Source organism: Variovorax sp. MPBD4-3 (genome assembly GCF_058809745.1).
The window spans coordinates 22,174-47,489 of the sequence record NZ_JBXASW010000014.1 but is presented as its reverse complement, the minus strand read 5'-3'; the positions used below and the strand labels follow the sequence as shown (position 1 = coordinate 47,489).

The window sequence follows — 25,316 nt, the reverse complement described above, 5'->3', positions numbered from 1 at the left end:
CGTCTCCTTAGGAACCGTCCGCGTGAACAGCGCGCACGGCGTGAATGAAAAACTCGCGGTTGCCGTCGCCGCCGGCGATCGGGCTGTCGAACCACTGCAGCACGCGCAGGCCGAGGGCCTCGCAGGCGTCGCGCAGGCGCTTCTCGACCACCGCATACATGGCTTCGTCGCGCACGATGCCGCCCTTGCCGACCTGGCCCGGCTGCAGTTCGAACTGCGGCTTGACCAGCATCAGCAGGCGGCCGTCGTCCGCCAGGAACTCGACCACCGCCGGCAGCACCAGCGTGAGCGAGATGAACGACAGGTCGCCCACGATCAGGTCGAAGCGCGACTCGCCCTCTTCGCCGAGGTCGTCGGGCGACAGCGCGCGCGCATTGACGCCCTCGATGGGCACCACGCGCTCGTCCTCGCGCAGCTTCGCGTGCAGCTGCCCGTGGCCGACGTCGACGCCCACCACCCTGGTGGCGCCGCGCTGCAGCAGGCAGTCGGTGAAGCCGCCGGTCGACTGGCCCACGTCGAGGCACAGCTTGCCGGCCGGATCGACGCCGCTCGCGGCCAGCGCGCCTTCGAGCTTGAGGCCGCCGCGCGACACATAGCGCGCCTCGGCCGCGTCGACCAGCTCGAGCTCGGCCGACTCGGGCACTTCGTCCTTGTTCTTGGCGACGTTGCGCCATGCGTCGCTCGTGCCCGCGTCGCGCCAGCGCATGCCGCCGGCGATGAGCCGCACGGCCTGCGAACGCGACGCGGCCAGGCCGCGCTCCACCAGCAATTGATCGGCGCGCATGCGCTGTCGATCAGTAGCGGTACGTGTCCGGCTTGTACGGACCGTTCTTGTCCACGCCGATGTAGGCGGCCTGCGCGTCGGTCAGCTCGGTGAGCATGGCGCCGACCTTCTTCAGGTGCAGGCGAGCGACCTTCTCGTCGAGGTGCTTGGGCAGCACGTAGACCTTGCCGGCCTCGTACGCGTCGGGCTTGGTGAACAGCTCGATCTGGGCGATGGTCTGGTTCGCGAACGACGACGACATCACGAAGCTCGGGTGGCCCGTGCCGCAGCCCAGGTTCACGAGGCGGCCCTTGGCCAGCAGGATGATCTTCTTGCCGTCCGGGAAGGTGATGTGGTCGACCTGCGGCTTGATTTCTTCCCACTCGTACTTCTCGATCGAAGCGACGTCGATCTCGTTGTCGAAGTGGCCGATGTTGCAGACGATGGCCTGGTCCTTCATGGCGGCCATGTGCTCGTGGCGGATCACGTCGCGGTTGCCGGTGGTGGTCACGAAGATGTCGGCCTTGTCGGCGGCGTATTCCATCGTCACGACCTTGTAGCCTTCCATGGCGGCCTGCAGGGCGTTGATGGGGTCGATTTCAGTCACCCACACCTGCGCCGACAGCGCGCGCAGGGCCTGGGCCGAGCCCTTGCCCACGTCGCCGTAGCCGGCCACCAGTGCCACCTTGCCGGCGATCATCACGTCGGTCGCGCGCTTGATGCCGTCCACCAGCGACTCGCGGCAGCCGTACAGGTTGTCGAACTTGCTCTTGGTGACCGAGTCGTTCACGTTGATGGCGCGGAACAGCAGCGTGCCCTTGGCCGACATTTCGTTCAGGCGGTGCACGCCGGTGGTCGTTTCCTCGGTCACGCCGATGATCTCGGCGGACTTGCGGGTGTACCAGGTCGGATCGACGGCCAGCTTGGCCTTGATGGCGGCGTACAGGATGCGTTCTTCTTCGCTGGTCGGGTTGGCCAGCACGCTCTGGTCTTTTTCGGCGCGCTGGCCCAGGTGCATCAGCAGCGTGGCGTCGCCGCCGTCGTCCAGGATCATGTTCGGGCCTTCGCCCTTCGAGCCCTTGGGACCGAAGTCGAAGATGGCGTGGGTGTAGTCCCAGTAGTCCTTCAGCGACTCGCCCTTGATGGCGAACACCGGCGTGCCCTTTTCGGCGATGGCGGCGGCGGCGTGGTCCTGCGTCGAGAAGATGTTGCACGAGGCCCAGCGCACTTCGGCGCCCAGGGCTTGCAGCGTCTCGATCAGCACGGCCGTCTGGATGGTCATGTGCAGCGAGCCGGTGATGCGCGCGCCCTTGAGCGCCTGGCCCTTCGCGAACTCCTCGCGGATGGCCATCAGGCCGGGCATTTCGGTTTCCGCGATGCGGATTTCCTTGCGGCCCCAGGCAGCGAGGGACAGGTCGGCGATCGCCTGGTCGGCGGTCGAGACGGGGGTGGGCTTGAGAACAGCGCTCATGAGAACTCCAACAAAACTGGTTTGAAAGATGCCACTGCGTTCGGGGAAAAGGACTCACCGCGAGAACAGCGGGTGAGCGTGGTTGCGATGTGGATCCGAGCCTCACGCCTGGCGGCGCTGCAACGCTCCTCGGGACGGGGCATTGTAGACGGGGCGAACGGCCGCGCCAACCTCGGGGATTTGCGCGCATTTCGAGCGTCTTCTGCCCTCTTCGGCTGACATTTGAGACGCGCGGCGCGTCGCCCGCTCCCGGGGCCGCATGCCGCAACGCCGGCATGCGGCCCTTGCTCATTCAGGCCTAAGTCGGCCGCCAGCAGATTCCGGCGCGGCGGCGTACATTGCCCCGACTCCCACTCCGCCGAAAGCACTCATGCAGATCTTCCTGTCCCACAACCGTCGGGCGCTGCTCGCCGCCACGGTCCTCAGCCTGGGCTTCGCCGCGCTGCCGACCGGCGCAGCCGCCCAGACTTCCGACCCCGTGCGCATCCGCGGCACCATCGTCCGCGTCGACGCGAAGACCCTCGTCGTGCAGGACCGCGGCGGCGAGGTCGTCTCGCTCGCGCGGCCGGCCGACATGCCGGTGTCGGAGGTCTACCGCATCAAGATGTCCGACATCAAGCGCGGCAGCTTCGTGGGCACGGCCGCCATGCCGCAGGCCGACGGTACGCAGAAGGCGATCGAAGTGGTGGTGTTTCCCGAGGCCGCACGCGGCACCGGCGAAGGCCACCGCCCCTGGGATCTGCTGCCCGAGAGCACCATGACCAACGCCACCGTGGCCGACCTGGCCGCGGCGCCGAAGTCGGTGCGCGGCGGCCAGCAGATGCGGCTGACCTACAAGGGCGGCGAGAAGACCGTCATCGTGCCGCCCAATGTGCCGGTGGTCACGTTCCGGCCCGGCACTGAGGCGCTGCTGGTGCCCGGCGCCAAGGTGATGGTGAACGCGCAGGAAAAGAACGGCACGCCCACGGCGCTGCGCGTGACCGCGGGCCGCAACGGCTTCGCGCCTCCGATGTAATCCATCCAAGGGAAATCCCGCAGGCATTTTTTTCGTGGCGGCATGCCGGTGCGGCGTATCGTGGCGATGGACTTTTGCCGTCCGGCCGGTCCTCGCCATCCATCCGTTCACCGTCACAGGAGATTCCGCACCATGGCCACAGCCAAGAAAGCCGCCGCCAAGAAGACCACCGCCAGCAGCAGCAGCAGCGACAGCACCGCCAGCGCGAAGAAGGCAGCGCCGACTGCCGCGGACATGCTCAATCCGCTGAAGGGCATGGCCGACCGGCTGCAGGACCTCAACCTGACCGGTGGCGCCGGCAAGCTGCTGGAAAGCGGGCGCAAGGACCTGGCGGCCCTGATGCAGGCCAACGAGAAGTCCTACCAGGGCCTGCAGACCGTGGTGCAGCGGCAGACCGAGATGATCAAGCACGCCATCACCGAATGGCAGACCGCCGCCAAGGAAATGCCGGGCAAGGATGCGAAGGAAAATCTCGCCAGGCTCGACGAGCTCGGGCGCCAGTCGTTCCAGCGCGCCATCGACGACATCAAGGAGCTGGCCAACCTCGCCGCCAAGTCGCAGGCCGACGCCTTCGACGTGGTGCGCCAGCGCATCCAGTCCAACGTGGACGAGGTCACGAAGATGCTGCAGCGCAAGTAAGGAAGCACCGGCGTTCGCGGGGCGCTTTGCGCCGGCCGGCGGGCGGAAATCCCCGGCCTTCTAAAATCGCGGCATTCCCCTGCCCGATTGCCCACCTTGTCTTTTGTTGCCGAAACCCGCCGCCGTCGCACCTTCGCGATCATTTCCCACCCTGACGCCGGCAAGACCACGCTGACCGAGAAGCTGCTGCTTTTCTCGGGCGCGATCCAGATCGCCGGCTCGGTGAAGGCGCGCAAGGCCTCGCGCCACGCCACCTCCGACTGGATGGAAATCGAAAAGCAGCGCGGCATCTCGGTGGCCTCGTCGGTCATGCAGATGCTGTACCGCGACCACGTCATCAACCTGCTCGACACGCCCGGCCACAAGGACTTCTCGGAAGACACCTACCGCGTGCTCACCGCCGTCGACTCGGCGCTGATGGTGATCGACGCGGCCAACGGCGTGGAAGCGCAGACGCGGCGGCTGATCGAGGTCTGCCGCCAGCGCGACACGCCCATCATCACCTTCGTCAACAAGATGGACCGCGAAGTGCGCGAGCCGCTGGACATCCTGGACGAGGTGGAGCGCGAACTCGGCATGCCCTGCGTGCCCATGACCTGGCCCGTGGGCCAGGGCAAGACTTTCCGCGGGATCATGAACCTGCGCACGCAGGCCATGACGGTGTTCGAGTCGGGCAGCGAGCGGCTGCCGCAGGACTTCGAGACCATTCCGCTGAGCGAGCGCGACACGCTCGCCAAGCGCTTCGGCGCCGACTTCGAGACCGCCATGGAAAGCATGGAGCTGGCCACCGGCGCATCGCCCACCTGGGACCGCGAGGCCTTCCTGGCCGGCAAGCAGACGCCCGTGTTCTTCGGCTCCGGCGTGAACAACTTCGGCGTGATGGAAGTGCTGGACGCGCTGGTCGACCTGGCGCCTTCGCCGCAGTCGCGCACCAGCACCACCATGGTCAACCGCCAGCCGGTGGTGAAAGAGATCCAGCCCGAGGACAAGGATTTCGCGGGCGTGGTCTTCAAGGTGCAGGCCAACATGGACGCCAACCACCGCGACCGCATCGCCTTCGTGCGCATGGCCTCGGGCAAGTACACGCCGGGCATGAAGCTCAAGGTGCAGCGCACCGCCAAGGAACTGCGCCCCACCAGCGTGGTGACCTTCATGAGCCAGCGGCGCGAGGCGGTGGAAGAGGCCTATGCGGGCGACATCGTGGGCTTCACCACGCACGGCGGCGTGCAGCTGGGCGACACCATCACCGACGGCGCGAGCCTGCAGTTCACCGGCCTGCCCTTCTTCGCGCCCGAGCTGTTCATGACCGTGATCCTGAAGAACCCGCTGCGCACCAAGCAGCTCCAGCAGGGCCTGGCCCAGCTCGGCGAAGAGGGCGCCATCCAGGTGTTCCGACCCGAGATCGGCGGCCCGATGCTGCTGGGCGCCGTCGGCCAGCTGCAGTTCGAAGTGGTGCAGCACCGCCTCAAGGCCGAGTACGACGCCGACGTGCGGCTCGAAGGCTGCCAGTACACCGGCGCGCGCTGGATCACCGCCGACACCCCGGCCGAGCTGCGCGAGTTCGTCAACGCCTATCCGCAGCGCATGGCCAAGGACGCGGCGGACACACTGGCTTTCTTGTGCACCTCGCCGTACGACGTGCGGCTGGCGCAGGAGCGCTTTCCGAAGATCCACTTCCATCCGCTGCGCGAGCACGCGGGGTTGGCGCTGCAGAGCGCGGGCTGAGCGCCCGGACGGGATCAGCTCCCGGTAGAAGCATAGTGGCGCAACCCGAAGCGCCACACGCCGAAAGCCGCCGCGAGGAACACGAAGCCCGCGAGCGGCGACACGAGCCCCGTCCACGCGGGCGCCCCGAGCGGATCGGGCTTGCCCAGGATCGCCAGCGCCGGGTAGTACGCCACGCAGGCGAGCGGCACGATGAATGTCAGCACGCGCCGGAACCACTGCGCATACAGCGCCAGCGGATATTGCGCGGCCTGTACGCCGCCGTAGGTCAGCACGTTGGCGATCTCCAGGCTTTCGACGGTCCAGAACGACAGCGTGCCCTGCAGCACCAGGATGCCGAGGAACAGCGCCGCGCCGCCGGCCAGTGCGAATAGCGCGATGCCCACGGCGGACGGCGTCCACGCGATGTTGGCCTGCACCGTCGCGAATATCAGCACCAGAATGCCTTGCAACAGGCGGCCCGCGCGGCTGATGCGGAAGTCGTGCCCCATCAGTTGCAGCGCCACGGGGCGCGGGCGCAGCAGCAGACGGTCGAAGGCGCCGGTGCGCAGGAACTCGGTGCCGAGCGTGTCGAAGCCGCGCCCCAGCGCGTCGGCCACGGCAAACATGCAGTTCACGAGCCCGTAGAACAGCGCCACTTCGCCAAGTTGCCAGCCCTGCACTTCGCCGAAGCGATGGAACAAGGCCCACACTGCGATGACCTCGATGCCGGTGCCCAGGAACTGGCCCGTGGTCAGCATCAGCGCCGAGGCTGGATAGCGTGCCTGGCCGCTGAGCGAGGCTGCGATGAGCCTCATGAGTAGGCGGAGCGATCCCATTTGTTCAGTGGCTCCGAATTGCTTTGCGTGTGTTCTGGGGGCGTGCGCAGGCCACCGGGTAGCTCCCTCCGCGAATGTCCCCCGCCCTTCGGGCTCCTCCTTTATTTCGCTGCGGGAGCCACCCGGCGCCCTGCGCACAGTGGACGCTGCCGTCGTGCTCGCCGATCAACCAGTGCTCTGGGCGATCACGCCGGCTGGGTGCTCTGCGCAGCGAAATAAAGGAGGAGGCCGCAGGCCGGGGGACATTCGCGGAGCAGAGTACCCAGGCGGCGTGATTGCGCCCCGAAAGCATCGAACACACAGTCAAGAACTCAACCACCCTGCACCTCCAGCCGCCGCATCGTCCGCTGCATCGCCATGCGGCCGAACACGACCAGCACCACGATCCAGAACGACTGCAGCCCCAACCCAGCCATGGCCTGCCAGCCGCTCATCAACCCGAAGTAGATCCGCGCGGGAATGTCGACCACGCCCGCGAACGGCTGCAGCAGCAGCGCCGTCTGCCATGCGTCGGGCAACAGCACCAGCGGCAGCAGGTTTCCAGAGAACACGATGACCACCGGCCCCGCCAGCGCGTTGATGCCACGCTCGTTGAGCGCCGCGGTCGCCGCGATGTTGAGCAGCATGACCATCGACGTGGACAACAGCAGCGCCAGCACCGCTGACGCCAGAAATGCCACCGCGGCCGAAAAACTCGCCGGCGGCTGCCAGGCCCAATCGCCCAGTCCGGCCAACGGCAGCGCGATGCCCGCGAAGGCCGCCATCAGAGCCACGCGCGGCAACACGCGCGCCGCGATCCAGCCCGTGCTGCGCGCGAACCACAGGGCGTAGGCATCGACAGGCCGAAGGCGGTCGTAGGCCACAGCGCCGGTGCGCACGGCCTGGGCCACCTCAGGGTCGCCGAGCCACGGCACCAGCACCAGCAAGCCCTGCGAGAGCCAGCTGTAGGTGATCGCCTGCGTCAACGACATCGGCGTGCCGGCCATCGACGCGCCGCTGTAGAAGGCGGCCAGCACCATCACCTTGATGCCGCCCCACCAGCACTGCGTGCCGAAACCCGCGAGCGCGGCCGTGCGGTACTGCAGCATCTGCAGGAAGCGCGAGGCAAAGGCCGCGATGTAGGGGCGCGAGAGTTCGCGCAGGACCGTCGTCACGCTTCGGCCGCTCCGTGCATCGCGTAGAAGCGCGCGATGACGGCCTCGATGGCCAGGCCTTCGAGGCGGATGTCTTCCACCGCATGGCCGGCCGCGATGCGGGCGATCAGCGCGGGCGCCGTCGTCACCGCCGGGTCGAAGTCCAGCACCAGCGTCTGGCCGTCGCGCGAATGCACCCTGGCGCCTTCCACCTGCGCGGGCAGCGCCGCGTCCTGCGCAAAGTCGACCACCAGCCGGCGCTCGGCCATCACCTGCGCGCGCAGCGCCTCGACCGGGCTGTCGGCCAGCACGCGGCCGTGGCCGATGATGATCACGCGCTGCGCCAGCGCCTCGATGTCATGCATGTCGTGCGTGGTCAGAAGCACGGTGGTGCCGCGCTCCCGGTTGGCGCGGCGCACGAAGTCGCGCACCGCCAGCTTCGACGGCGCGTCGAGCCCGATGGTCGGTTCGTCGAGGAACAGGATGTCGGGTTCGTGCAGCAGCGCCGCCGCGATTTCCGCGCGCATGCGCTGGCCGAGCGACAGCTGCCGCACCGGCTGGTCGAGCACGCGCTCCAGGTGCAGCAGCGCGACCAGCTCGTCGCGCGTGCGGCGGTAGCGCACGGGGTCGACCCGGTAGATGTCGCGCAGCAGGTCGAAGCCGTCGCCCACCGGCAGGTCCCACCACAGTTGCGTGCGCTGGCCGAAAACCACGCCGATGCGCCCCACGTGCCGCTCGCGGTCGGCGAAGGGGTCGCGCCCGTCGATCTCCACGCGCCCGCCGTCTGCCCGCAGGATGCCCGCGAGGATCTTGATGGTGGTCGACTTGCCCGCGCCGTTCGGCCCGATGAAGCCCAGCAGCTCGCCGCGCTCGAGCGAGAACGACACGCCCGACAGCGCCTCCACCGTGCGATGGCGGCGGTGCACGAGGCCGCGCAGCGCGCCCATCACGCCGGGGTCGCGCTCGGAGATGCGGTAGGTCTTGAGGAGGTTGTCGACGAGGATGTGGGGCATGAGGGGCGCCGCACCGGGCTCGATGCGCGGCGGGGGCGGGATGCTACACGAAAAGCGCCGCTACGATCACGCCTCCTCTCATCCTCATCTGCCCCCTCCTGCACGCCATGCCAGCGCCGTCTTCACCGCCCGTTTCGCCGAACCACCTGATGCCTCTGACACGTTGGGAGACATCCGCGCGCGGCGCGCTGACGGGCGTGTTCACCGACATCGACGACACGCTGACCAGCGATGGCGCGATCACGCCGGACGCCCTTGAGGCGCTGGCCGACCTCAAGGCCGCGGGCCTCGCGGTGGTTGCCATCACGGGCCGCCCGGTGGGCTGGAGCCTGCCCTTCGTCAATGCCTGGCCGGTGGATGCCATCGTGGCCGAGAACGGCGCGGTGGCGCTGCTGCCGGCCGCGGGCGGCGAAGTCGAGAGGCGCTACCAGCAGGACGCAGCCACGCGCGCCGCCAACTTCGCGCGCATGCAGGCCGTGCTGGCGCGCATCGAGCGCGAGATACCCGGCGCCGCGCGCGCCACCGATTCACCGGGCCGCGAGACCGACATCGCCATCGACCACAGCGAGTTCGTCCAGCTCGACGACGCCACCGTGGCGCGGGTGGTGGCGCTGATGCGCGGCGAAGGCATGCACGCCACCGTGAGCAGCATCCACATCAACGGCTGGTACGGCGACAACGACAAGCTCGAAGGCGCGCGCTGGATCGTGCGCGAGCTGTGGGGCCGCACGCTCGACGACGAGATGGACCGCTGGGCCTACGTGGGCGACTCCACCAACGACCAATTGATGTTCCGCACCTTCGCGCACAGCATCGGGGTGGCGAATGTGGCGCGCTTCGTGCCGCAGCTGGCGCACCTGCCGCGCTACGTGACGCAGGGAGAGCGCGGCACGGGGTTTGCCGAGGCGGCGCGCGCCGTGCTGGCCGCGCGCCGCGCATAGCCGACGCCGGAGCTCAGGCGCCGGGCGCCTTCCGCAGCACCGCCCAGTAGTTCCAGACGCCGAAAGCGGCAATCAGCAACAGCACGGCGGCATAGCCTTCCACCGTCGCCAGCAGGCCGAGCGGCTTGACGAGGAAGCCCGCCAGCATCGCCGGCAGGCTGAATGCGAGATAGCTCACCACGAAGATGGCCGCGAACAGTTCGCCGCGCTCGTGCGGCTGCGCCAGCGGCGCAAGCGCCTGCACCAGCGCCGAGAACGCACCGCCGAAGCCCACGCCCGCCACGGCGGTGCCGACGAAGAACAGAGCGAGCGAGCCCGTGGCCAGCGACGCGAGCAGCAGCACCAGCCCAGCCGCGATGCTGGCCATGCCGACGATGGCGGGCCGCGGCGCGGCAAGGCGGCCCAGCAGCGTTGGCGCGATGGCGCCGACACCCGACAGCACCGCCACCGTGAGCCCGTTGACCACGCCGTTGTCGACGCCGAATACATGCAGCATCAGCGACGGCGCCAGCGAAAGAAACAGCCCGCCGAGCGCCCACACCACGACGAACACCGGCAGGCCGCGCGCGAACTCGGCGCGCGCGCGCGCCGGGATCGACACGCGCGGCACCAGCGAGGCCCAGGCACCGGGGCGGCGCGTCACCGTCTCGGGCATCCACAGCACCACTGCCGCGCCGAGCGCGAACACCGCTGCCAGCACGCCGAACACCAGCGCCACGGGCTGGAGCGAGAACTTCACCGCCACGCCCGTCAGCAGCGCGCCGAGCGCAAGGCCGGCCATCGGCGACACGCTAGTGATCAGCGCGCCCAGCCGCTTGCGCGATGCCGGTGCGGCCTCGACCACCGCCGCGCTCAGCGCGCCGCTCGCAACGCCCGTGGCCACGCCCTGCACCACGCGCGCGACGATCAGGCCGCCGATGCCCTGCGCCAGCAGGAAGAGCCCCATCGCCACGGCCTGCAGCGCCAGCGCCCCGAGCACCACCGGCCGCCGTCCGATGTGGTCTGACAGCGAGCCCGCCACCAGCAGCGAGATCAGCAGCGCGATGGCGTAGATCGCGAAGGCCACGGTGAGCAACGACGACGAGAAATGCCAGGCGTGCTGGAACACCACGAACAGCGGCGATGGCGCTGCGGCCGCAAAGAAGAAGGCGAACAGCACGGCGGCCAGCAACGGGAACGCCACGTTCGCAGGCAGCCGGCGAGGCTTGGCGCGGGCGGCGATGTCGGCGGTGGCGGCTGCGAGTTCGGGGCAAGTGGTCGGCATGTCGAATCCTTAATGCAACTTTTTTTGCTTTTGTGATTCTAGACCTGTGAATCTTCTAAAGCAAATATCTTTGCGTTAAAGTCCGGACATGAACGACGTCACCCTCCCCAACAAGCGTCCCGGCGGCCGCAGCGCACAGGTGCAGGCGCAGGTGCGTACCGCGCTGGAAGAACTGGTGGCCGAGCAGGGCCGCGAGCGCGTCACCGTGCCGGCCGTGGCGGAGCGCGCGGGCGTCAGCGCGTCGAGCATCTACCGCCGCTGGGGCGACCTGCAGGGCCTGCTGGCCGAAACGGCCACCCATCGGCTGGACCCGAACCGCCCGCTGCCGGACACCGGCACCCTGCGCCAGGACCTGGAAGCCTGGGCGCGCGAACTCATCGAGCACCTGGCCAAGCCGTGCAACACCTCATTGCTGAAAGCCGCGGCCGCGCTGGCCACTGGCGATTCGGACACCGACTGCCTGCGCAACCGCCGCAGGGAAGCGCTGACGCTGGTGGAGCAGGCGCATGCGCGCGGCGAGCGCGCGCCCGAGCCGCAGCAGGTGATCGATCACCTGATTGCGCCGATCGTGTTCAGGCTGGTGTTCGGGAGTGAGCCGGTGAAGCCGGAGCTGGCGGGGCGGCTGGTGGACGAGCTGTTTGCGATCGGGACGCCGATCAGCGCGTCAACAACGCGACGTACGCCTGGTAGCTGAAGCTGCGGTTTTTCCGTTGCCCTGTCACTTCATTCACGATGCCCAGTTCCTCCAGCAGTTTCACGGCCGCGTTGGCCGTCGGAAAACTCGTTTCGAGCTTCTGGCGCACCCTCTCCACGGTGAAACGCGGCATCAGCGGCAAGAGTTCGAACAGCCGGTAGCTGGCTGGCCCCGACTTGGGGTGCTGCAGAAGTCTCCGGCGATCCGCTGTCACCAGGCTCGCAATGGCGACCACGCTTCGTTCGGCGTCGTTGGCGGCGGTAACCACCCCCTCCAGGAAGAAGCTCACCCAGCCCTCCCAATCGCCGTCCGTGCGAATGTTCGATAGACGCCGGTAGTACTCCGCCTGATGCTGCTTGAGATAGCCACTGAGATACATCAAGGGTTCGGGCAGCAGGCGCCAATGCTCCAGAAGTGCTGCTATCAAGAGCCGGCCGATACGCCCGTTGCCGTCGAGAAATGGGTGAATAGTCTCGAACTGCGCATGCACGAGCGCGACCTTCACCAGTGGCGGCAGATCAGGGAATGTGCTCGCGTGAATGAATTGCTCCAAGTCGCCAAGCAAGCCGGCAACACGCTCGGCCGGCGGAGGCACGAAAACGGCGTTGCCCGGACGCGTTCCCCCTATCCAGTTCTGCGAACGGCGCAGCGCACCGGGCTGCTTGCCGCTGCCGCGCGCACCGTCGAGCAGAAGCGCGTGAGCGTCGGACAGCAGCCGCACGCTGATCGGCAGCCCGCCCGGAGCGCGCAAGTTGTCTTGCACCAGGCGAAAGGCGCGCAGATAGTTCGTGACCTCCTCCACGTCGTCGGTATTGCGAACTGCAATGCCCGCCTCGTCGTCGAAAAGGTCGGTCAGGGTGGCTTGCGTCCCTTCGATCTGGGAAGTGAGCAGCGCCTCCTTGCGGATCGCGCTGTAGAGCAACCAGTCCACCGACGGAACGAGCCCGGAGACCCCGGACAAGCGGGCCAGCGCCAGTTCGGCAACGCGGTTTTGCTCCACGAAGGATTCCGGAGCCAATGCAGGCTTGCTCGGCGGCAGCGGATGGGGCACGAACGCGCGGACCGGTTCACCCAGCGTCGTGGAAGTGGCGTAGGTACCTGTGCTGCGCATTGGATGAAAGCTTTCTTGAATTGCCGTGGCTCATATTAAAGCGGACTTTAATTTATATGAGCCTCATGAAAGCACCAAGCAACACTGGCGCGTGCAGGATTGCACGCCTCTGCTTACTTCTCCTTCGCCAACCCCAGCTTCTCGATCACCGCCTTCTCCCGCACCACCGTATCCTGCGCGAACTTGGTGTACGTGGCCGAGCTCATGTAGTTCGGCAGCATGTCGTAGCGGCCCAGCGACGCCACGTAGCTCGGCTCTTCCATCGCCTGCTTGAAGGCGTCGTGCAGCTTCTTCACCACCTCCGGCGGCGTGCCCTTGGGTGCGCCGATGCCGAAGGGCGAGTTCTGCACCACGTCGTAGCCCAGTTCCTTCAGCGTAGGCGCGTCGGGGAACTTGGCCAGGCGCTTCTCGCCCCAGGTGTTGAGCACGCGCAGCTTGCCGGCTTCCACTTGCGGCGCGAAGCCCGTGCTGTCGGCGGCGGCCATCAGCTGGCCGCTGACCACCGCCAGCATCAGGTCGGCGCTGCCCTTGTAGGGCACGTGCTGCAGCTCGATGCCGGCCTTCTGCGCGACGATTTCGGTGGTCAGGTGCGGGCTGGTCAGCGTGCCGGTGGAGCCGTAGGTGAGCTTGCCGGGGTTGGCCTTGGCGTAGGCGACGAAGTCGGCCCAGGTCTTGAAGGGGCTGTCGGCCGGCACCACGATGCCGAAGGCATAGCCGGTGACGTTCAGCACATAGGTGATGTCCTTCAGCGGGTCCCAGTTGATCTTGGTGGTGTAGCCCAGGCGGAACACGCCCAGCGGGATCTGCGCGACGGTGTAGCCGTCGGGCTGCGCGGTCTGCAGCGCCTGCGCGGGCAGCGTGCCGCCGGCGCCGGGTTTGTTGTCGATGATCACCGGCTGGCCGAGGATCTTGCTCGCGTTGTCGGCAAGCTGGCGCATGGTGATGTCGGTCGGGCCGCCCGCCGGAAAGGCGATGACCAGCTTGACCGGCTTGGTGGGAAAGCCCTGTGCGAAAGCCGCCAGAGGAGAAACGAGGCCGCACGCGGCGAGCGTAGCGGCGCAGAGGAATGATGAACGGCGGAGCATGGCTGACTGGATCCTGACTTGGAAAAGCGCCGATTGGGCCTTGCCCGGTGCGCGAAGGCAATCGGGACTGCCCTGATTTCCCGCCCGGCGAGGGGTGAATCGGGCGATCCGAGTCGCCTGCGCGTCAGCCAGCCGGCTGGCTACGCCTGCCCGAAGCCTTCGAGCACGTTCACCGCGTTCACGCCCACCTCGGCCACCGCATAGCCGCCCTCGAACACGAACACCGTCGGCAGGCCGGCGCGCGCCAGGTCCTCGCCCATGCGCAGGTAGTCGTCGCTCTTCAGCTTGAAGCCGGAGATCGGGTCGCCCTCGAAGGTGTCGACGCCGAGCGAGACCACGAGCGCGCCGGCCTTCACCTCGGCGATGCGCTCGAGCGCGGCCTTCAGCGCCGCGCGCCACGCCGTGAAATCCGTGCCCCGCGGCAGCGGCAGGTTGTGGTTGAAGCCCTCGCCCCTGCCCGCGCCGCGCTCGTCGGCATGGCCCAGGTAGTACGGGTAGTCGGTCAGCGGATCGCCGTGCAGGCTGGCGAAGTGCACGTCGTCGCGCTCGTAGAAGATGGCCTGCGTGCCGTTGCCGTGGTGGTAGTCCACGTCGAGCACCGCCACGCGCCCCACGCCCGCATCGCGCAGCGCCTGCGCGGCGACGGCGGCGTTGTTGATGAAGCAGTAGCCGCCGAAGAAATCGGCGCCCGCATGGTGGCCCGGCGGGCGCGTGAGGGCAAAGGCCGCGCGCTCGCCGCCGATGACGCGCCGCGCCGCAGTCCACGCACAGGCGGCGCCATGCCGCGCCGCCGCCCAGCTGCCGGCCATCAGCGGCGTGCCGGAGTCGAACGAGAACAGCCCCATGCGCGCCGGAAAGCTCTTGGGCAGCACGTCGGTGCGCATGCCGCGCGTGGGCCAGTACGACGGCAGCGCATCGCGCGACGCGTTGGCCGGGTCCAGCGCCACCCACTCGTCCCAGGCATGCGCGATGAAGTCCAAATAGCGCGGCGCATGCACCCCGGCCAGCAGCGATTCGTCGAACGCATCGGGCGCCTGCAGCGGGCCGAGGCCGCGGCGCTCCAGTTCATGCTTCACATGGTCGACGCGTGCGGGCACCTCGAAGCACGGCACGAGTTCGCCGCGGAACATCTCGACTTTGCCCTGGTGGAGAACGTGCTGGTCGTTGTGGATGGTGAGCATGGATGAAGAAGAGCGGCATCGGCTGTGATGAAGCCGCCCATCATGCCGCACGCCGCAGCACCGCCCGGCGCCGGCCCGAGGCCGTGAGGCCGAACAGGTCCTTCGGGTCGTCCAGCTCGGGCACCAGCGCGATCTGCTGGCCGATGCCGCGCTCGGTGGCAATGCGCTGGATGTAGCGCAGCGCGGTGTAGTCCTCCAGCGCGAAGCCGACCGAATCGAACAGCGTGACCTGCCCCGGGCTCTCGCGGCCAGGCACTTCGCCCAGCAGCACGCGCCACAGTTCGTGCACCGGGAAGTCGGCCGCCACCTGCTGGATCTCGCCCTCCACCCGGGTCTGCGGCTCGTACTCGACGAACACGCGCGCCAGCCGCAGCACGTCGGGGTGCAGCTCGGTCTTGCCGGGCGAGTCGCCGCCCACGGCGTTGATGTGCATGCCGGGCTCGATCATGTCGGGCGTGAGCACGGTCGCGCGGCCCTGGTAGGCGGTGACGGTGGTGACGATGTCGGCGCCGCGCACGGCATCGGCCACGGAGCGCGCACGCACGATCTCCAGCGGCGTGCAGGCCGAGAGATGGCGCACCAGCTTGTCGGTGGCGTGCGGGTCGGTGTCGAACACGCGCATCTGCTCGATGCCCAGCAGCGCATGGAAGGCCAGTGCCTGGAACTCGCTCTGCGAGCCGTTGCCGATCAGCGCGAGGCTGCGCGAGTCGGGCCGCGCCAGCGCCTTCGCGGCCATTGCCGAGGTGGCGGCCGTGCGCAGCGCGGTGGTGAGCGTGAGTTCCGACAGCAGCATGGGGTAGCCCGTGTCGACCTCGGCCAGCACGCCGAAGGCCATGACCGTCGGCAGCCCGACCTGCGTGTTGTGGGGATGCCCGTTGACGTACTTGAAGGCGTAGGCGCCGTCGTCGGCCACCGGCATCAGCTCGATCACTCCGAGGTGCGAATGGCTGGCCACGCGCGCCTTCTTGTCGAACTCGCGCCACCGCAGGAAGTCGTCGCGCAACGCGTCGGCCAGGGCCTCGAGGAATTGCGGAACGCCGGTCTCGTCCACCAGGCGAACGAGGCTGTGAACATCGATGAAGCGGGTCATGACATGGCTCCTTGCGTGGCCCGCGGCACGGCGCTTCACCCCTTCACATGGTCTCCACCATGGCTGATTCAGGATGCGCCTGCGCCAAGGGTTGAAGCCATTGTGCGCCGCTTTCCACGACCTTGGCGAGGCCCCCGAAAGGCCTATGCGTTCAGATGGAACGGCGCGTTGGCGAACAGCTGCACCCCGTGCAGCAGCGCGTCTTCATCGAAGTCGAAGTTCGGATGGTGATGCGGATGGACGATGCCCTTGGCCGCGCTGCGCGCACCGATGAACACATAGGCGCCCGGCGCATGCTTCAGGAAGGCGCCGAAGTCCTCGCTGTTCGGCAGCGGCCGGATCGGCTGCAGCGCCGCCGTGGAAACGCCCTGGCGCACCACCTCGCGCATGCGTTCCGCCACGGCCGGGTCGTTGACCACCGGGCTGTAGCCGCGGACGTATTCCAGGTCGCAGGAGGCGCCGTGCGCGCCCGCCACACCATTGGCGATGCGTTCGATCAGGGCCGGTACCAGTTCGCGCACATGCTCGCTGAAACAGCGCACCGAGCCCCACAGCTCCACCGTGTCCGGAATCACGTTGAAGGCGCTGCCGCCTTCGAAGCGGGTGATCGACAGGATCAGCGCCTCGTGCGGATCGGCGTTGCGCGAGACCACGGCCTGCAGGTTGCCGACGATCTGGGCGCCGATCATGATCGGATCGATGCAGCGGTCGGGGTTGGCCGCATGGCCGCCGCGCCCGCGCAGGCGCAGCACGAAGCGGTCGGAGCTGGCCAGCGCCGGGCCATCGAGCACGGCGATGCTGCCGGTGTCCAGCGTCGACATGACGTGCGCCGAGATCACCTGGTCTACGCCCCGCATCACGCCCGCGTCCACCATCTGCTGGGCGCCGCCCGGATGCTGTTCCTCGGCATGCTGGAAGAAGAAGCGCACCTCGCCCGGCACCTGCGCGCGCAGGCCGGCCAGGATGCGCGCCGCGCCGAGCAGCATCGCAGCGTGGCCGTCGTGGCCGCAGGCGTGCATGACGTCGGGCCTCGTCGAGGCATAGTCGCAGCGCTTGCGATCCTGCAGCGGCAGCGCATCGACGTCCGCGCGCATCGCCAGCGTGCGGCCTTTCCTGCCGCCGGCCAGCCGCGCGAGCAGGCTGGTCGGCGTGGGACGGCTCACTTCCAGGCCCTTGATGGCAGCGAGCTCGCGTTCGAGGAAGTTGGCGGTATCCACCTCCTTGAACGAGAGTTCGGGGTGGCGGTGCATGTGGCGCCGCCATGCGACGACCTCGGCATGCTGGCGCTGCGACTGCGATTCGATGGTCTCGGCGATGCCGGCGAGCGAGAGCCGCGTGCTGAATACGTTCATGGTGCCGTCGTTCACTCGGGACTGATTCCCGCAGCCTGCATGATGCGGCGGTTGCGCGCCAGCCCGCTTTCGATCTGCGAGCGGAAGGCGTCGGCAGAACCGCCGACCGGGTCCGCGTCCATCTCGTTCAGGCGCGCGATCAGCGCCGGATCGCGCAACGCGGCCACCGCGGCCTCGTGCAGCCTCTTCTGGATGGCGGCCGGCGTCTTCGCCGGCGCCACCAGGCCGAACCAGGTCATCGCGAGCTGGTTGAGATCCGGCTGGCCGAGTTCCTTGAGCGTGGGCACGGAAGGCAACGCCTGCAGCCGCTTCGAGGCGCCCACGGCGAAAGGCACCAGCTTGCCGCTCTTGATATGCGGGGCCGACGAGGGGTACTGGTCGATCGACACCTGGGTCTCGCCCGCCAGCGCGGCCGTCATGGCCGGCCCCATTCCGCGGTACGGGACGTGGCGCAGCCTGAACTTGAGGTCGGCATTCATCGCCTCGATCAGCAGGTGGCTGATGGAACCGGGGCCCGACGAGCCGATGTTGTAGATGTCGGGCCTGGCGCGCACCTCGGCCACCACCTGCTCGAAACTGCGCCCCGGGAACGAAGGATGCACCATGAGGACCGTGGGCACGGTCGCCAGCATGGTGATCGGCGCGAGGTCCTTCAGCGGATCGACGCGGTTGGCCTTCAGCATGACCGGATTGACCGTCAGCGTGCTCACGGTGCCGATGCCCAGGGTGTAGCCGTCCGCCTCGGCGCGGGCCACTGCTTCCGAGCCGATCATCCCGCCACCGCCCGCCCGGTTGTCCACGACCACCGGCTGGCCCAGCGCGGCCTGCATCTTGTCCGCCACCAGGCGGGCCACGATGTCGGTGGAGCCGCCGGGCGCAAACGGCACGATCAGCTTGACCGGGCGCTGGGGATAGCTGTCCTGCGCCGCGGCCGGAAGCGCGAGCTGGCCCAGCAGGGCGGCCGGGATGGCGGCAAACCGGCGACGTGAGAGCTTCATGGGTTGGTGATCCGTGTATGCCGAAAGTTGTCGGATTATGTTGACGCCCATGATCGGCATCCAATAAATTCGCGGCCCTTCGTATAAGCAAATCCAATACCCCGGAGCCCGCATGCACGCCGCGACACCAGCCTCCTCCGTCCTCTATTCCCGGCTGGTCACGAAGGGACGCTTGCGGCACCTGCAGCTCCTGGTGTCGGTCGCAGATTCGGGCAGCGTGCGGCGCGCGGCCGAACAAATAGGTATCAGCCAGCCGGCGGCGACGCAGGCCTTGGCCGACATCGAGTTCCTGCTCGGCACCCCTCTGTTCGACCGTCACGTGCGCGGCATGCGGCTCACACCCGCGGGCCACGCCATGGTGCCGATGGCGCGCAACACGCTGAGCGCCTTGCGCGCATCCGCTGACACGGTGCATGCGCTGGCGGAAGGCGCCGGCGGCGTGCTGCGCGTGGGCGCGATCACCGCCGGCGTCGGTGGCCTGCTGTGCCGGGTGCTGCCCGCGTTTGCAACGCGCCACCCGTCATTGCGCATCGAGGTGCTGGAGGCCCCCGGCGCTCAACTGCTGGCCGACGTGATGTCGGGCCGCGTCGACATGGCGCTGTGCCGCCGGCCGCCCGAACTGCCCGCGCCCTGCACCTTCGAGATGCTCGCGCCGGACGCCCCCTGGATCGTGGCGGGTCGCCGTCATCCGCTCGTGCGCAATGCCCGCCCGACGCTGGCCGATCTGCACGCCGCGCGCTGGATGGAGCCTGTCCGGGGCATCGGCGTGCGCAGCGTCTTCGATGCGCTGTTCGACACGCCCGATGCACCGAAGCCCCTGCTTCACCCGATCTCCAGCACCTCGCTGCCGCTGGTGCTCGAGTTGCTGCGCAACCATCGCGTGCTGACGCTGGTGCCGCGCAGCATCATCGCGCCCTTCGTGGAGTGGGGCGTGGTCGCCCGTGTGCCCTACGAACTCGGCGGCGAGTTCGAGGGCCTGGGCGTGCTGCAGGGTTCGGACAGCGACAGGCCGGCGGTGGCCGCCTGCCTGGAGGCATTGCGCGGGGCCGCCGGCTGGGAGGCCCCCGCCTGAGCGGCGGCGGTCAGCGCGCCAGCACAGGCGCCAGCGCCACCCCGGTGTGGGTACCCAGGCGCACCACTTCCTCCGGCGGCGCCGCCGCGACGATGCGCCCGCCCGCGTTGCCGCCTTCCGGCCCCAGGTCGAGGATCCAGTCGGCCTCGGCGATCAGGTCGAGGTCGTGCTCGATCACCACCACGCTGTGGCCGCCGTTCACCAGCCGGTGCAGCACGTGGATCAGCTTCTCGACGTCGGCCATGTGCAGGCCCACGGTCGGCTCGTCGAGCACGTACAGCGTGTGCGGCGGCTTCTGGCCGCGCCGGGTGATGTCGTCGCGCACCTTGCTGAGTTCGGTCACCAGCTTGATGCGCTGCGCCTCCCCGCCCGACAGCGTGGGCGAGGGCTGCCCCAGCGTGAGGTAGCCCAGGCCCACGTCCTTCAGCAGCTGCAGCGGATGCGCGATGTTGGGCATGCTCGCGAAGAACTCGACGGCCTCGTCGACTTCCATCTTCAGCACGTCGCCGATGCTCTTGCCGCGCCAGCTCACGGCCAGCGTCTCGGGGTTGAAGCGCGCGCCGTGGCAGACCTCGCAGGGCACCTTCACGTCGGGCAGGAAGCTCATCTCGATGGTGCGCACGCCCGCGCCCTCGCAGCCCGGGCAGCGGCCTTCGCCGGTGTTGAAGCTGAAGCGCGCCGGGCCGTAGCCGCGCGCCTTGGCTTCGAGCGTGTCGGCAAAGAGCTTGCGGATGGTGTCCCAGAAGCCGATGTAGGTGGCCGGGCAGCTGCGCGGCGTCTTGCCGATGGGCGTCTGGTCGACCTCGAGCACGCGGTCGATGGTCTCGTAGCCGTCGACCTTCCTGCAGCCGGCCCATGCCGGGCGCTTGCCGGCGGCGTCGGCGTCGCGGCCCGCCTTCGTCATGCGCTGCACCACGATGCCCTGCACGTTGGCCAGCAGCACGTCGCGCGCCAGCGTCGACTTGCCCGAGCCGCTGACGCCGGTGACCACCACCAAGCGGTGCAGCGGCAGCGTGGCGGTCACGTCCTGCAGGTTGTGCAGGTCGGCGCCGTGCACGGTGAGCCAATCGCCGCTCTCCTCGGCCTTCGGGTCGGGCGAGGGAATCGTGCGGCGTGCCTGCAGCGGGTGCCGGATGGCATCGCGCAGGTAGCGGCCGGTCTGCGAATCGCCGGCATTCTGGATGTCGGCCACCGAGCCTTCGGCCACCAGCCGGCCGCCGCGCTTGCCCGCGCTCGGGCCGATGTCGATGATGTGGTCGGCGCGGCGGATGGTGTCTTCGTCGTGCTCCACCACCACCAGCGTGTTGCCCTTGTCGCCCAGCTTGTGCAGCGCGTTCAGCAGGATCTGGTTGTCGCGCGCATGCAGGCCGATGGTCGGCTCGTCGAGCACGTAGCACACGCCCTGCAGGTTGCTGCCCAGCTGCGCCGCCAGGCGGATGCGCTGCGCCTCGCCGCCGGAGAGCGTGGGCGCGCCGCGGTCGAGCGTGAGGTAGCCCAGGCCCACTTCTTCGAGGAATTCGAGCCGGCTCTTGATTTCCGGCACCAGGTCGCGCGCGATCTCGGCTTCGCGGCCCGTGAGCGCCAGCCCTTCGAACCACTGGCGCACCTCGGTCACGCTCATGCGCGCAAGCTCGGTGATGCCGATGCCGCCCGTGCCGTCGGCCGCGGTGCCGAAGCCCACGGCACGGGCCGTGGCGTTCAGGCGCGTGCCCTCGCAGGTCGGGCAGACCACGTCGGCCAGGTCCTCGACCTCGGGTTCGGCGAAGGTCTGCTCGCGGCCCTTGTTGTCGTCGTCGCGCACGGAGTCGTCGAACACCTTGCGCTGGTCCTTGCTGAGCTTGACGCCGGTGCCCACGCAATCGGGGCACCAGCCGTGCTTGCTGTTGTAGCTGAACAGGCGCGGATCGAGCTCGGCATAGCTGGTGCTGCACACCGGGCAGGCGCGCAGCGTGGAGAACACGTTCACGCGGCCGATGCCCGCGGCGGACACGCCCGCCATCATCGCGGCGCGCAGGCCGTCGAGTTCGCTCAGCACATGCACCACGCCCTTGCCGTGTTCGAGCGCCCTGGTCAGCGCCTCGCGCAGTTCGGTTTCCTTCGACGGCAGCACGTCGAGGCTGGCCACGGGCAGCTCGATGCTGTGTTCCTTGAAGCGGTCGATGCGCGGGAAGCCCGTGGTCGGCAGGAAGTCGCCGTCCACGCGCAGGTGCGTGAAGCCGCGCGGGCGCGCCCAGTCGGCCAGCTCGGTGTACACGCCCTTGCGGTTGCTCACCAGCGGCGCGAGCAGGCCGATGTGCTGGCCCTTGAAGTTGCGCATCAGCTGCGCGGCGATGCTGTCGGGCGTCTGCGGCTGCACGGCGGCGCCGTCGTGAATGCAGTGCTGGATGCCCAGCTTGACGTACAGCAGCCGCAGGAAGTGCCACACCTCGGTGGTGGTGCCCACCGTGCTCTTGCGGCCGCCACGCGACAGGCGCTGCTCGATGGCCACGGTCGGCGGAATGCCGTACACCGCGTCCACCTCGGGCCGGCCGGCGGGCTGCACGATGCTGCGCGCATAGGCGTTGAGCGACTCGAGGTACCGGCGCTGGCCTTCGTTGAAGAGAATGTCGAACGCGAGCGTCGACTTGCCGGAGCCGCTCACGCCGGTCACCACGCTGAACTTGCCGCGCGGAATGTCCACGCTCAGGTTCTTCAGGTTGTGCTCGCGCGCGTTGACGATCTCGATGGCGTTGCTGCCCGGCGCCGTCTTCGCGTTGGCGATGTAGCGGCGCGCGGCGCGCTCGGCCACCTTGTAGGCATCGGGGCCGATGGCCAGCTCGTAGTCGGCCAGCGCGGCGCCGGTGAGCGAGGCGCGGTTCTCGCGCAGCTGCTCGGGCGTGCCTTCTGCCACCACCTGGCCGCCGCCCTCGCCGCCTTCGGGGCCGAGGTCGATCAGCCAGTCGCTCGCGCGGATCACGTCGAGGTTGTGCTCGATCACGATCAGCGAATGACCCGCGTCCAGCAGCTTGCGCAGCGCGCGCATCAGCCGCGCGATGTCGTCGAAGTGCAGGCCGGTGGTCGGCTCGTCGAACAGGAACAACGTGCCCTTGCGCGCCACCGACTGCTTGCTGGCGGTCGCGTTCTTCGCGGCCTCGGCCAGGAAGCCGGCGAGCTTCAGGCGCTGCGCCTCGCCGCCGGAAAGCGTGGGCACGGGCTGGCCCAGCTTGACGTAGTCCAGGCCCACGTCGGAGATGGGTTGCAGCACGCGCAGCACGTCGCGGTCGGCCTCGAACACCGCCGCCGCTTCGGCCACGGTGAGGTCGAGCACGTCGGCCACGTTGTAGCTCCTGCCCTTGCGCTCCACGCGCACTTCGAGGATCTCGGGGCGGTAGCGCTTGCCGTCGCAGTCGGGGCAGCGCAGGTACACGTCGGACAGGAACTGCATCTCGACGTGCTCGAAGCCCGAGCCGCCGCAGGTGGGGCAGCGCCCGTCGCCGGAGTTGAAGCTGAACTTGCTCGCGGTGTAGCCGCGCTGGCGCGACAGCGCCGCGGTCGCGAAGATTTCGCGGATGGCGTCCCACGCGCCCACGTAGCTCGCGGGGTTGGAACGCGCGGTCTTGCCGATGGGCGACTGGTCGACGAACACCACGTCGCCGAGGTGGTCGGCGCCGAGCATGCGGTCGTGCGCGCCGGGCGTTTCCGTGGCCTTGCCGAAGTGGCGCATGAGCGCGGGCGCCAGCACGTCCTGTATGAGCGTGGACTTGCCCGAGCCGCTGACGCCGGTGACGCACACCAGCCGCGCCAGCGGAAACTCGACCGTCACGTCTTTCAGGTTGTGCTCGCGCACGCCTTCGAGGATGAGCCGGTGCGTGTTCTCGCTCACCAGCCGCTTGAAGCCCATGCCGATCTTCTTGCGACCGCCCAGGTACTGGCCGGTGAGCGTGTCGGCGTCGCGCAGCTGGTCGGTGGTGCCGTCGAACACGATCTGCCCGCCGCGCGCGCCGGGGCCGGGGCCCATGTCGATCACGCGGTCGGCGGCCAGCATCACGGCCGGGTCGTGCTCGACCACCACCAGCGTGTTGCCCGCGTCGCGCAGGCGCAGCATGGCCTCGGTGATGCGGTTCATGTCGCGCGGATGCAGGCCGATGCTGGGCTCGTCGAGCACGAACAGCGTGTTGACCAGCGAAGTGCCGAGCGCGGTGGTGAGGTTGATGCGCTGCACCTCGCCGCCGCTCAGCGTGCGGCTCTGGCGATCCAGCGTGAGGTAGCCGATGCCGACGTCGTGCAGGTAGCGCAGGCGGGTGGTGATTTCTTCGAACAGCAGCTTCAGCGCCTGCGCCTCGCCCTGTCTTGCTCCTTCCCCCGCCGCGGGAAGGTCGGGATGGGGGCTCTCGGCCTCCACCACGGCCACGGCCTTTGCGGAGGCCGCGTGCCCCCACCCCTGCCCTCCCCCAGCGGGGGAGGAAGCCATGCCGTTGCCCATGCGGTCGAAGAACCTGCGCAGCCTCTCGATGGGCAACAGCATCAGGTCATGCAGGCACAGCCCCGGCAGCGCCTCCAGCTGCGCGCGCGTCCACTTCGCGCCGGTCGGCATGAAGCGCTTCCCGGGCGGCAGCACCGCGTCGGCGTCTTCCTTGCTGCCGATGCGCCAGATCAGGCTGTCGAGCTTCAGCCGTGCGCCGCTGCAGGTCGGGCACTGCGTGTAGCTGCGGTACTTGGACAAGAGCACGCGGATGTGCATCTTGTAGGCCTTGCTCTCCAGGTAGGCGAAGAAGCGGCGCACGCCGTACCACTGCTTGTTCCAGTTGCCTTCCTTGTAGTTGGGCGTGCCCTCGATCACCCAGTGCTTCTGCTCGTCGGTGAGCTTGTTCCACGGCGTGTCGCGCGGAATGCCTGCCGTCTCGGCATGGCGCATGAGGTCGTCCTGCGCTTCTTTCCAGGCGGGCGTCTGGATGGTCTTGATGGCGCCCGCGCGCAGCGTGAGCTTGTCGTTCGGAATCACCAGGCCCAGGTCGACGCCGATCACGCGGCCGAAGCCGCGGCAGGTGTCGCAGGCGCCCACGGCCGAATTGAACGAGAACATCGACGGGATCGGGTCGGCGTAGCGGATGTCGCTCTCGGGGCAGTGCAGGCCGGTCGAAAACTTCCACACATCGGTTGCAGCGTTTTCCTCGGCTCCCGTGGCATGCACGGTGACGCGCCCGCTGCCGCGCTTGAGCGCGACCTCGATGGCCTCCACCACGCGCGAACGCTCGGCGCTCGACGCGCGGAAGCGGTCCGCCACCACGTCCAGCACCTTGCGCGGCCCGGTGGGCGTGGCCACTTCGCGCTCGGCCTGCACGCGCGTGAAGCCGCTGGCCGACAGCCACTGCGTGACTTCCTCCGCCGTGGTGCTCGCGGGCAGCTCGACCGGGAAGGTGACGACCAGGCGCGGGTCGCCGGCGGCGGCCGCGCGCTCGACGATCTGCGCATAGATGCTGTCGGGCGAGTCGTGCCGCACCGGCAGCGCGGTCTCGCGGTCGAACAGGTCGGCCGCGCGCGCGAACAACAGCTTCAGGTGGTCGTTCAGCTCGGTCATGGTGCCGACCGTGGAACGCGAGGAGCGCACCGGGTTGGTCTGGTCGATGGCGATGGCGGGCGGCACGCCCTCCACCTTGTCGACGGCCGGCTTGTCCATGCGGTCCAGGAACTGGCGCGCGTAGGCGGAGAAGGTCTCCACGTAGCGCCGCTGTCCTTCGGCATAGAGGGTGTCGAACACGAGGCTCGACTTGCCCGAGCCGCTGGGCCCGGTGACCACGGTCATCTCGCCGGTGCGGATGTCGAGGTCGAGGTTCTGGAGATTGTGCTGGCGCGCGCCGCGAATCCGGATGGAGCCCTGTGTCATGAATGCCTTGAGGGGTGGGGCAAACATTCTAGGGAGTGGTCCATGACGGGCTTGCGCGGTGGGTCACAAGGTCCGTGCCCGCGCAGGG

The 25,316-nt window shown here is 68.7% G+C and carries 19 protein-coding genes and 1 riboswitch; of the genes, 6 read left to right on the top strand and 13 right to left on the bottom strand.

Going from position 1 to position 25,316, the window contains the following annotated elements:
* Positions 1-7: 7 nt before the first annotated feature.
* Both AC1RVW_RS11270 and ahcY read right to left on the bottom strand, forming a co-directional pair.
* Entirely contained in the window at positions 8-784 is a 777-nt protein-coding gene (locus AC1RVW_RS11270) for a TlyA family RNA methyltransferase (protein ID WP_493199926.1), read from the bottom strand.
* Positions 785-794: 10 nt separating this feature from the next.
* Positions 795-2,234 carry an adenosylhomocysteinase gene (ahcY, locus tag AC1RVW_RS11265; RefSeq protein ID WP_081269683.1) on the bottom strand — a complete coding sequence of 480 codons (1,440 nt, stop codon included), beginning with the start codon at positions 2,232-2,234 and terminating at the stop codon, positions 795-797.
* 67 nt (positions 2,235-2,301) lie between these two features.
* Positions 2,302-2,371: riboswitch (S-adenosyl-L-homocysteine riboswitch) on the bottom strand.
* 233 nt (positions 2,372-2,604) lie between these two features.
* Between ahcY and AC1RVW_RS11260 the strand changes: the two genes are divergently transcribed.
* The 3 genes from AC1RVW_RS11260 to AC1RVW_RS11250 all read left to right on the top strand — a co-directional run bounded on the left by AC1RVW_RS11260 (position 2,605) and on the right by AC1RVW_RS11250 (position 5,613).
* Positions 2,605-3,249, top strand: coding sequence for a hypothetical protein (locus AC1RVW_RS11260; protein WP_493199924.1), 645 nt, complete (start codon positions 2,605-2,607; stop codon positions 3,247-3,249).
* 132 nt (positions 3,250-3,381) lie between these two features.
* On the top strand, positions 3,382-3,888 hold the full coding sequence (gene phaP, locus AC1RVW_RS11255) for a TIGR01841 family phasin (protein WP_285414211.1): 507 nt from the start codon (positions 3,382-3,384) through the stop codon (positions 3,886-3,888).
* 96 nt (positions 3,889-3,984) lie between these two features.
* Positions 3,985-5,613, top strand: coding sequence for a peptide chain release factor 3 (locus tag AC1RVW_RS11250; protein ID WP_081269679.1), 1,629 nt, complete (start codon positions 3,985-3,987; stop codon positions 5,611-5,613).
* Positions 5,614-5,627: 14 nt separating this feature from the next.
* Here the strand turns inward: AC1RVW_RS11250 and AC1RVW_RS11245 are convergent, their stop codons facing one another.
* The 3 genes from AC1RVW_RS11245 to AC1RVW_RS11235 all read right to left on the bottom strand — a co-directional run bounded on the left by AC1RVW_RS11245 (position 5,628) and on the right by AC1RVW_RS11235 (position 8,577).
* The gene (locus tag AC1RVW_RS11245; RefSeq protein ID WP_493199921.1) at positions 5,628-6,431 is read right to left on the bottom strand and encodes an ABC transporter permease; all 804 of its coding nucleotides are present in this window, start codon (positions 6,429-6,431) and stop codon (positions 5,628-5,630) included.
* Positions 6,432-6,742: 311 nt separating this feature from the next.
* Positions 6,743-7,519 carry an ABC transporter permease gene (locus tag AC1RVW_RS11240; protein ID WP_493200025.1) on the bottom strand — a complete coding sequence of 259 codons (777 nt, stop codon included), beginning with the start codon at positions 7,517-7,519 and terminating at the stop codon, positions 6,743-6,745.
* A 62-nt stretch (positions 7,520-7,581) separates the two neighbouring features.
* Positions 7,582-8,577, bottom strand: coding sequence for an ABC transporter ATP-binding protein (locus AC1RVW_RS11235; protein WP_285414214.1), 996 nt, complete (start codon positions 8,575-8,577; stop codon positions 7,582-7,584).
* A 107-nt stretch (positions 8,578-8,684) separates the two neighbouring features.
* On the opposite strand from AC1RVW_RS11235, the gene AC1RVW_RS11230 reads away from it, so the two are divergent.
* Positions 8,685-9,518: an HAD-IIB family hydrolase gene (locus tag AC1RVW_RS11230; RefSeq protein WP_493199919.1), complete on the top strand. Its 834-nt coding sequence runs from the start codon at positions 8,685-8,687 to the stop codon at positions 9,516-9,518.
* Between the two features lie 13 nt (positions 9,519-9,531).
* Here AC1RVW_RS11230 and AC1RVW_RS11225 read toward each other — a convergent pair whose 3' ends face one another.
* Positions 9,532-10,782, bottom strand: a complete 1,251-nt coding sequence (locus AC1RVW_RS11225) for an MFS transporter (protein ID WP_493199917.1) — start codon at positions 10,780-10,782, stop codon at positions 9,532-9,534.
* A gap of 88 nt (positions 10,783-10,870) precedes the next feature.
* On the opposite strand from AC1RVW_RS11225, the gene AC1RVW_RS11220 reads away from it, so the two are divergent.
* Positions 10,871-11,476, top strand: coding sequence for a TetR/AcrR family transcriptional regulator (locus tag AC1RVW_RS11220; RefSeq protein WP_493199915.1), 606 nt, complete (start codon positions 10,871-10,873; stop codon positions 11,474-11,476).
* On the opposite strand, the gene AC1RVW_RS11215 is transcribed toward AC1RVW_RS11220, so the two are convergent.
* From AC1RVW_RS11215 to AC1RVW_RS11190, 6 genes are all read right to left on the bottom strand, one after another.
* On the bottom strand, positions 11,439-12,587 hold the full coding sequence (locus AC1RVW_RS11215; RefSeq protein WP_493199913.1) for a Fic family protein: 1,149 nt from the start codon (positions 12,585-12,587) through the stop codon (positions 11,439-11,441). The two genes, AC1RVW_RS11220 and AC1RVW_RS11215, sit on opposite strands and share 38 nt — an antisense overlap.
* Positions 12,588-12,700: 113 nt before the next feature.
* Positions 12,701-13,672 (bottom strand): Bug family tripartite tricarboxylate transporter substrate binding protein, encoded by a 972-nt coding sequence (locus tag AC1RVW_RS11210; protein ID WP_081269672.1) that lies wholly within the window; start codon positions 13,670-13,672, stop codon positions 12,701-12,703.
* Between the two features lie 140 nt (positions 13,673-13,812).
* Positions 13,813-14,853 carry a histone deacetylase family protein gene (locus AC1RVW_RS11205; protein ID WP_493199911.1) on the bottom strand — a complete coding sequence of 347 codons (1,041 nt, stop codon included), beginning with the start codon at positions 14,851-14,853 and terminating at the stop codon, positions 13,813-13,815.
* A 40-nt stretch (positions 14,854-14,893) separates the two neighbouring features.
* The gene (ocd, locus tag AC1RVW_RS11200; RefSeq protein ID WP_493199909.1) at positions 14,894-15,943 is read right to left on the bottom strand and encodes an ornithine cyclodeaminase; all 1,050 of its coding nucleotides are present in this window, start codon (positions 15,941-15,943) and stop codon (positions 14,894-14,896) included.
* Between the two features lie 143 nt (positions 15,944-16,086).
* Complete coding sequence (locus tag AC1RVW_RS11195; RefSeq protein ID WP_493199907.1) at positions 16,087-17,295, bottom strand: amidohydrolase; 1,209 nt, start codon at positions 17,293-17,295, stop codon at positions 16,087-16,089.
* A gap of 11 nt (positions 17,296-17,306) precedes the next feature.
* Positions 17,307-18,293 (bottom strand): Bug family tripartite tricarboxylate transporter substrate binding protein, encoded by a 987-nt coding sequence (locus AC1RVW_RS11190; RefSeq protein ID WP_493199905.1) that lies wholly within the window; start codon positions 18,291-18,293, stop codon positions 17,307-17,309.
* A 112-nt stretch (positions 18,294-18,405) separates the two neighbouring features.
* Here AC1RVW_RS11190 and AC1RVW_RS11185 point away from each other — a divergent pair, with 112 nt between their 5' ends.
* Positions 18,406-19,365 (top strand): LysR family transcriptional regulator, encoded by a 960-nt coding sequence (locus tag AC1RVW_RS11185; protein ID WP_493199903.1) that lies wholly within the window; start codon positions 18,406-18,408, stop codon positions 19,363-19,365.
* Positions 19,366-19,375: 10 nt separating this feature from the next.
* Here AC1RVW_RS11185 and uvrA read toward each other — a convergent pair whose 3' ends face one another.
* A complete protein-coding gene (gene uvrA / locus AC1RVW_RS11180) occupies positions 19,376-25,228 on the bottom strand; it encodes an excinuclease ABC subunit UvrA (RefSeq protein WP_493200023.1) in 5,853 nt (1,950 codons plus the stop codon).
* Positions 25,229-25,316 lie beyond the last annotated feature (88 nt).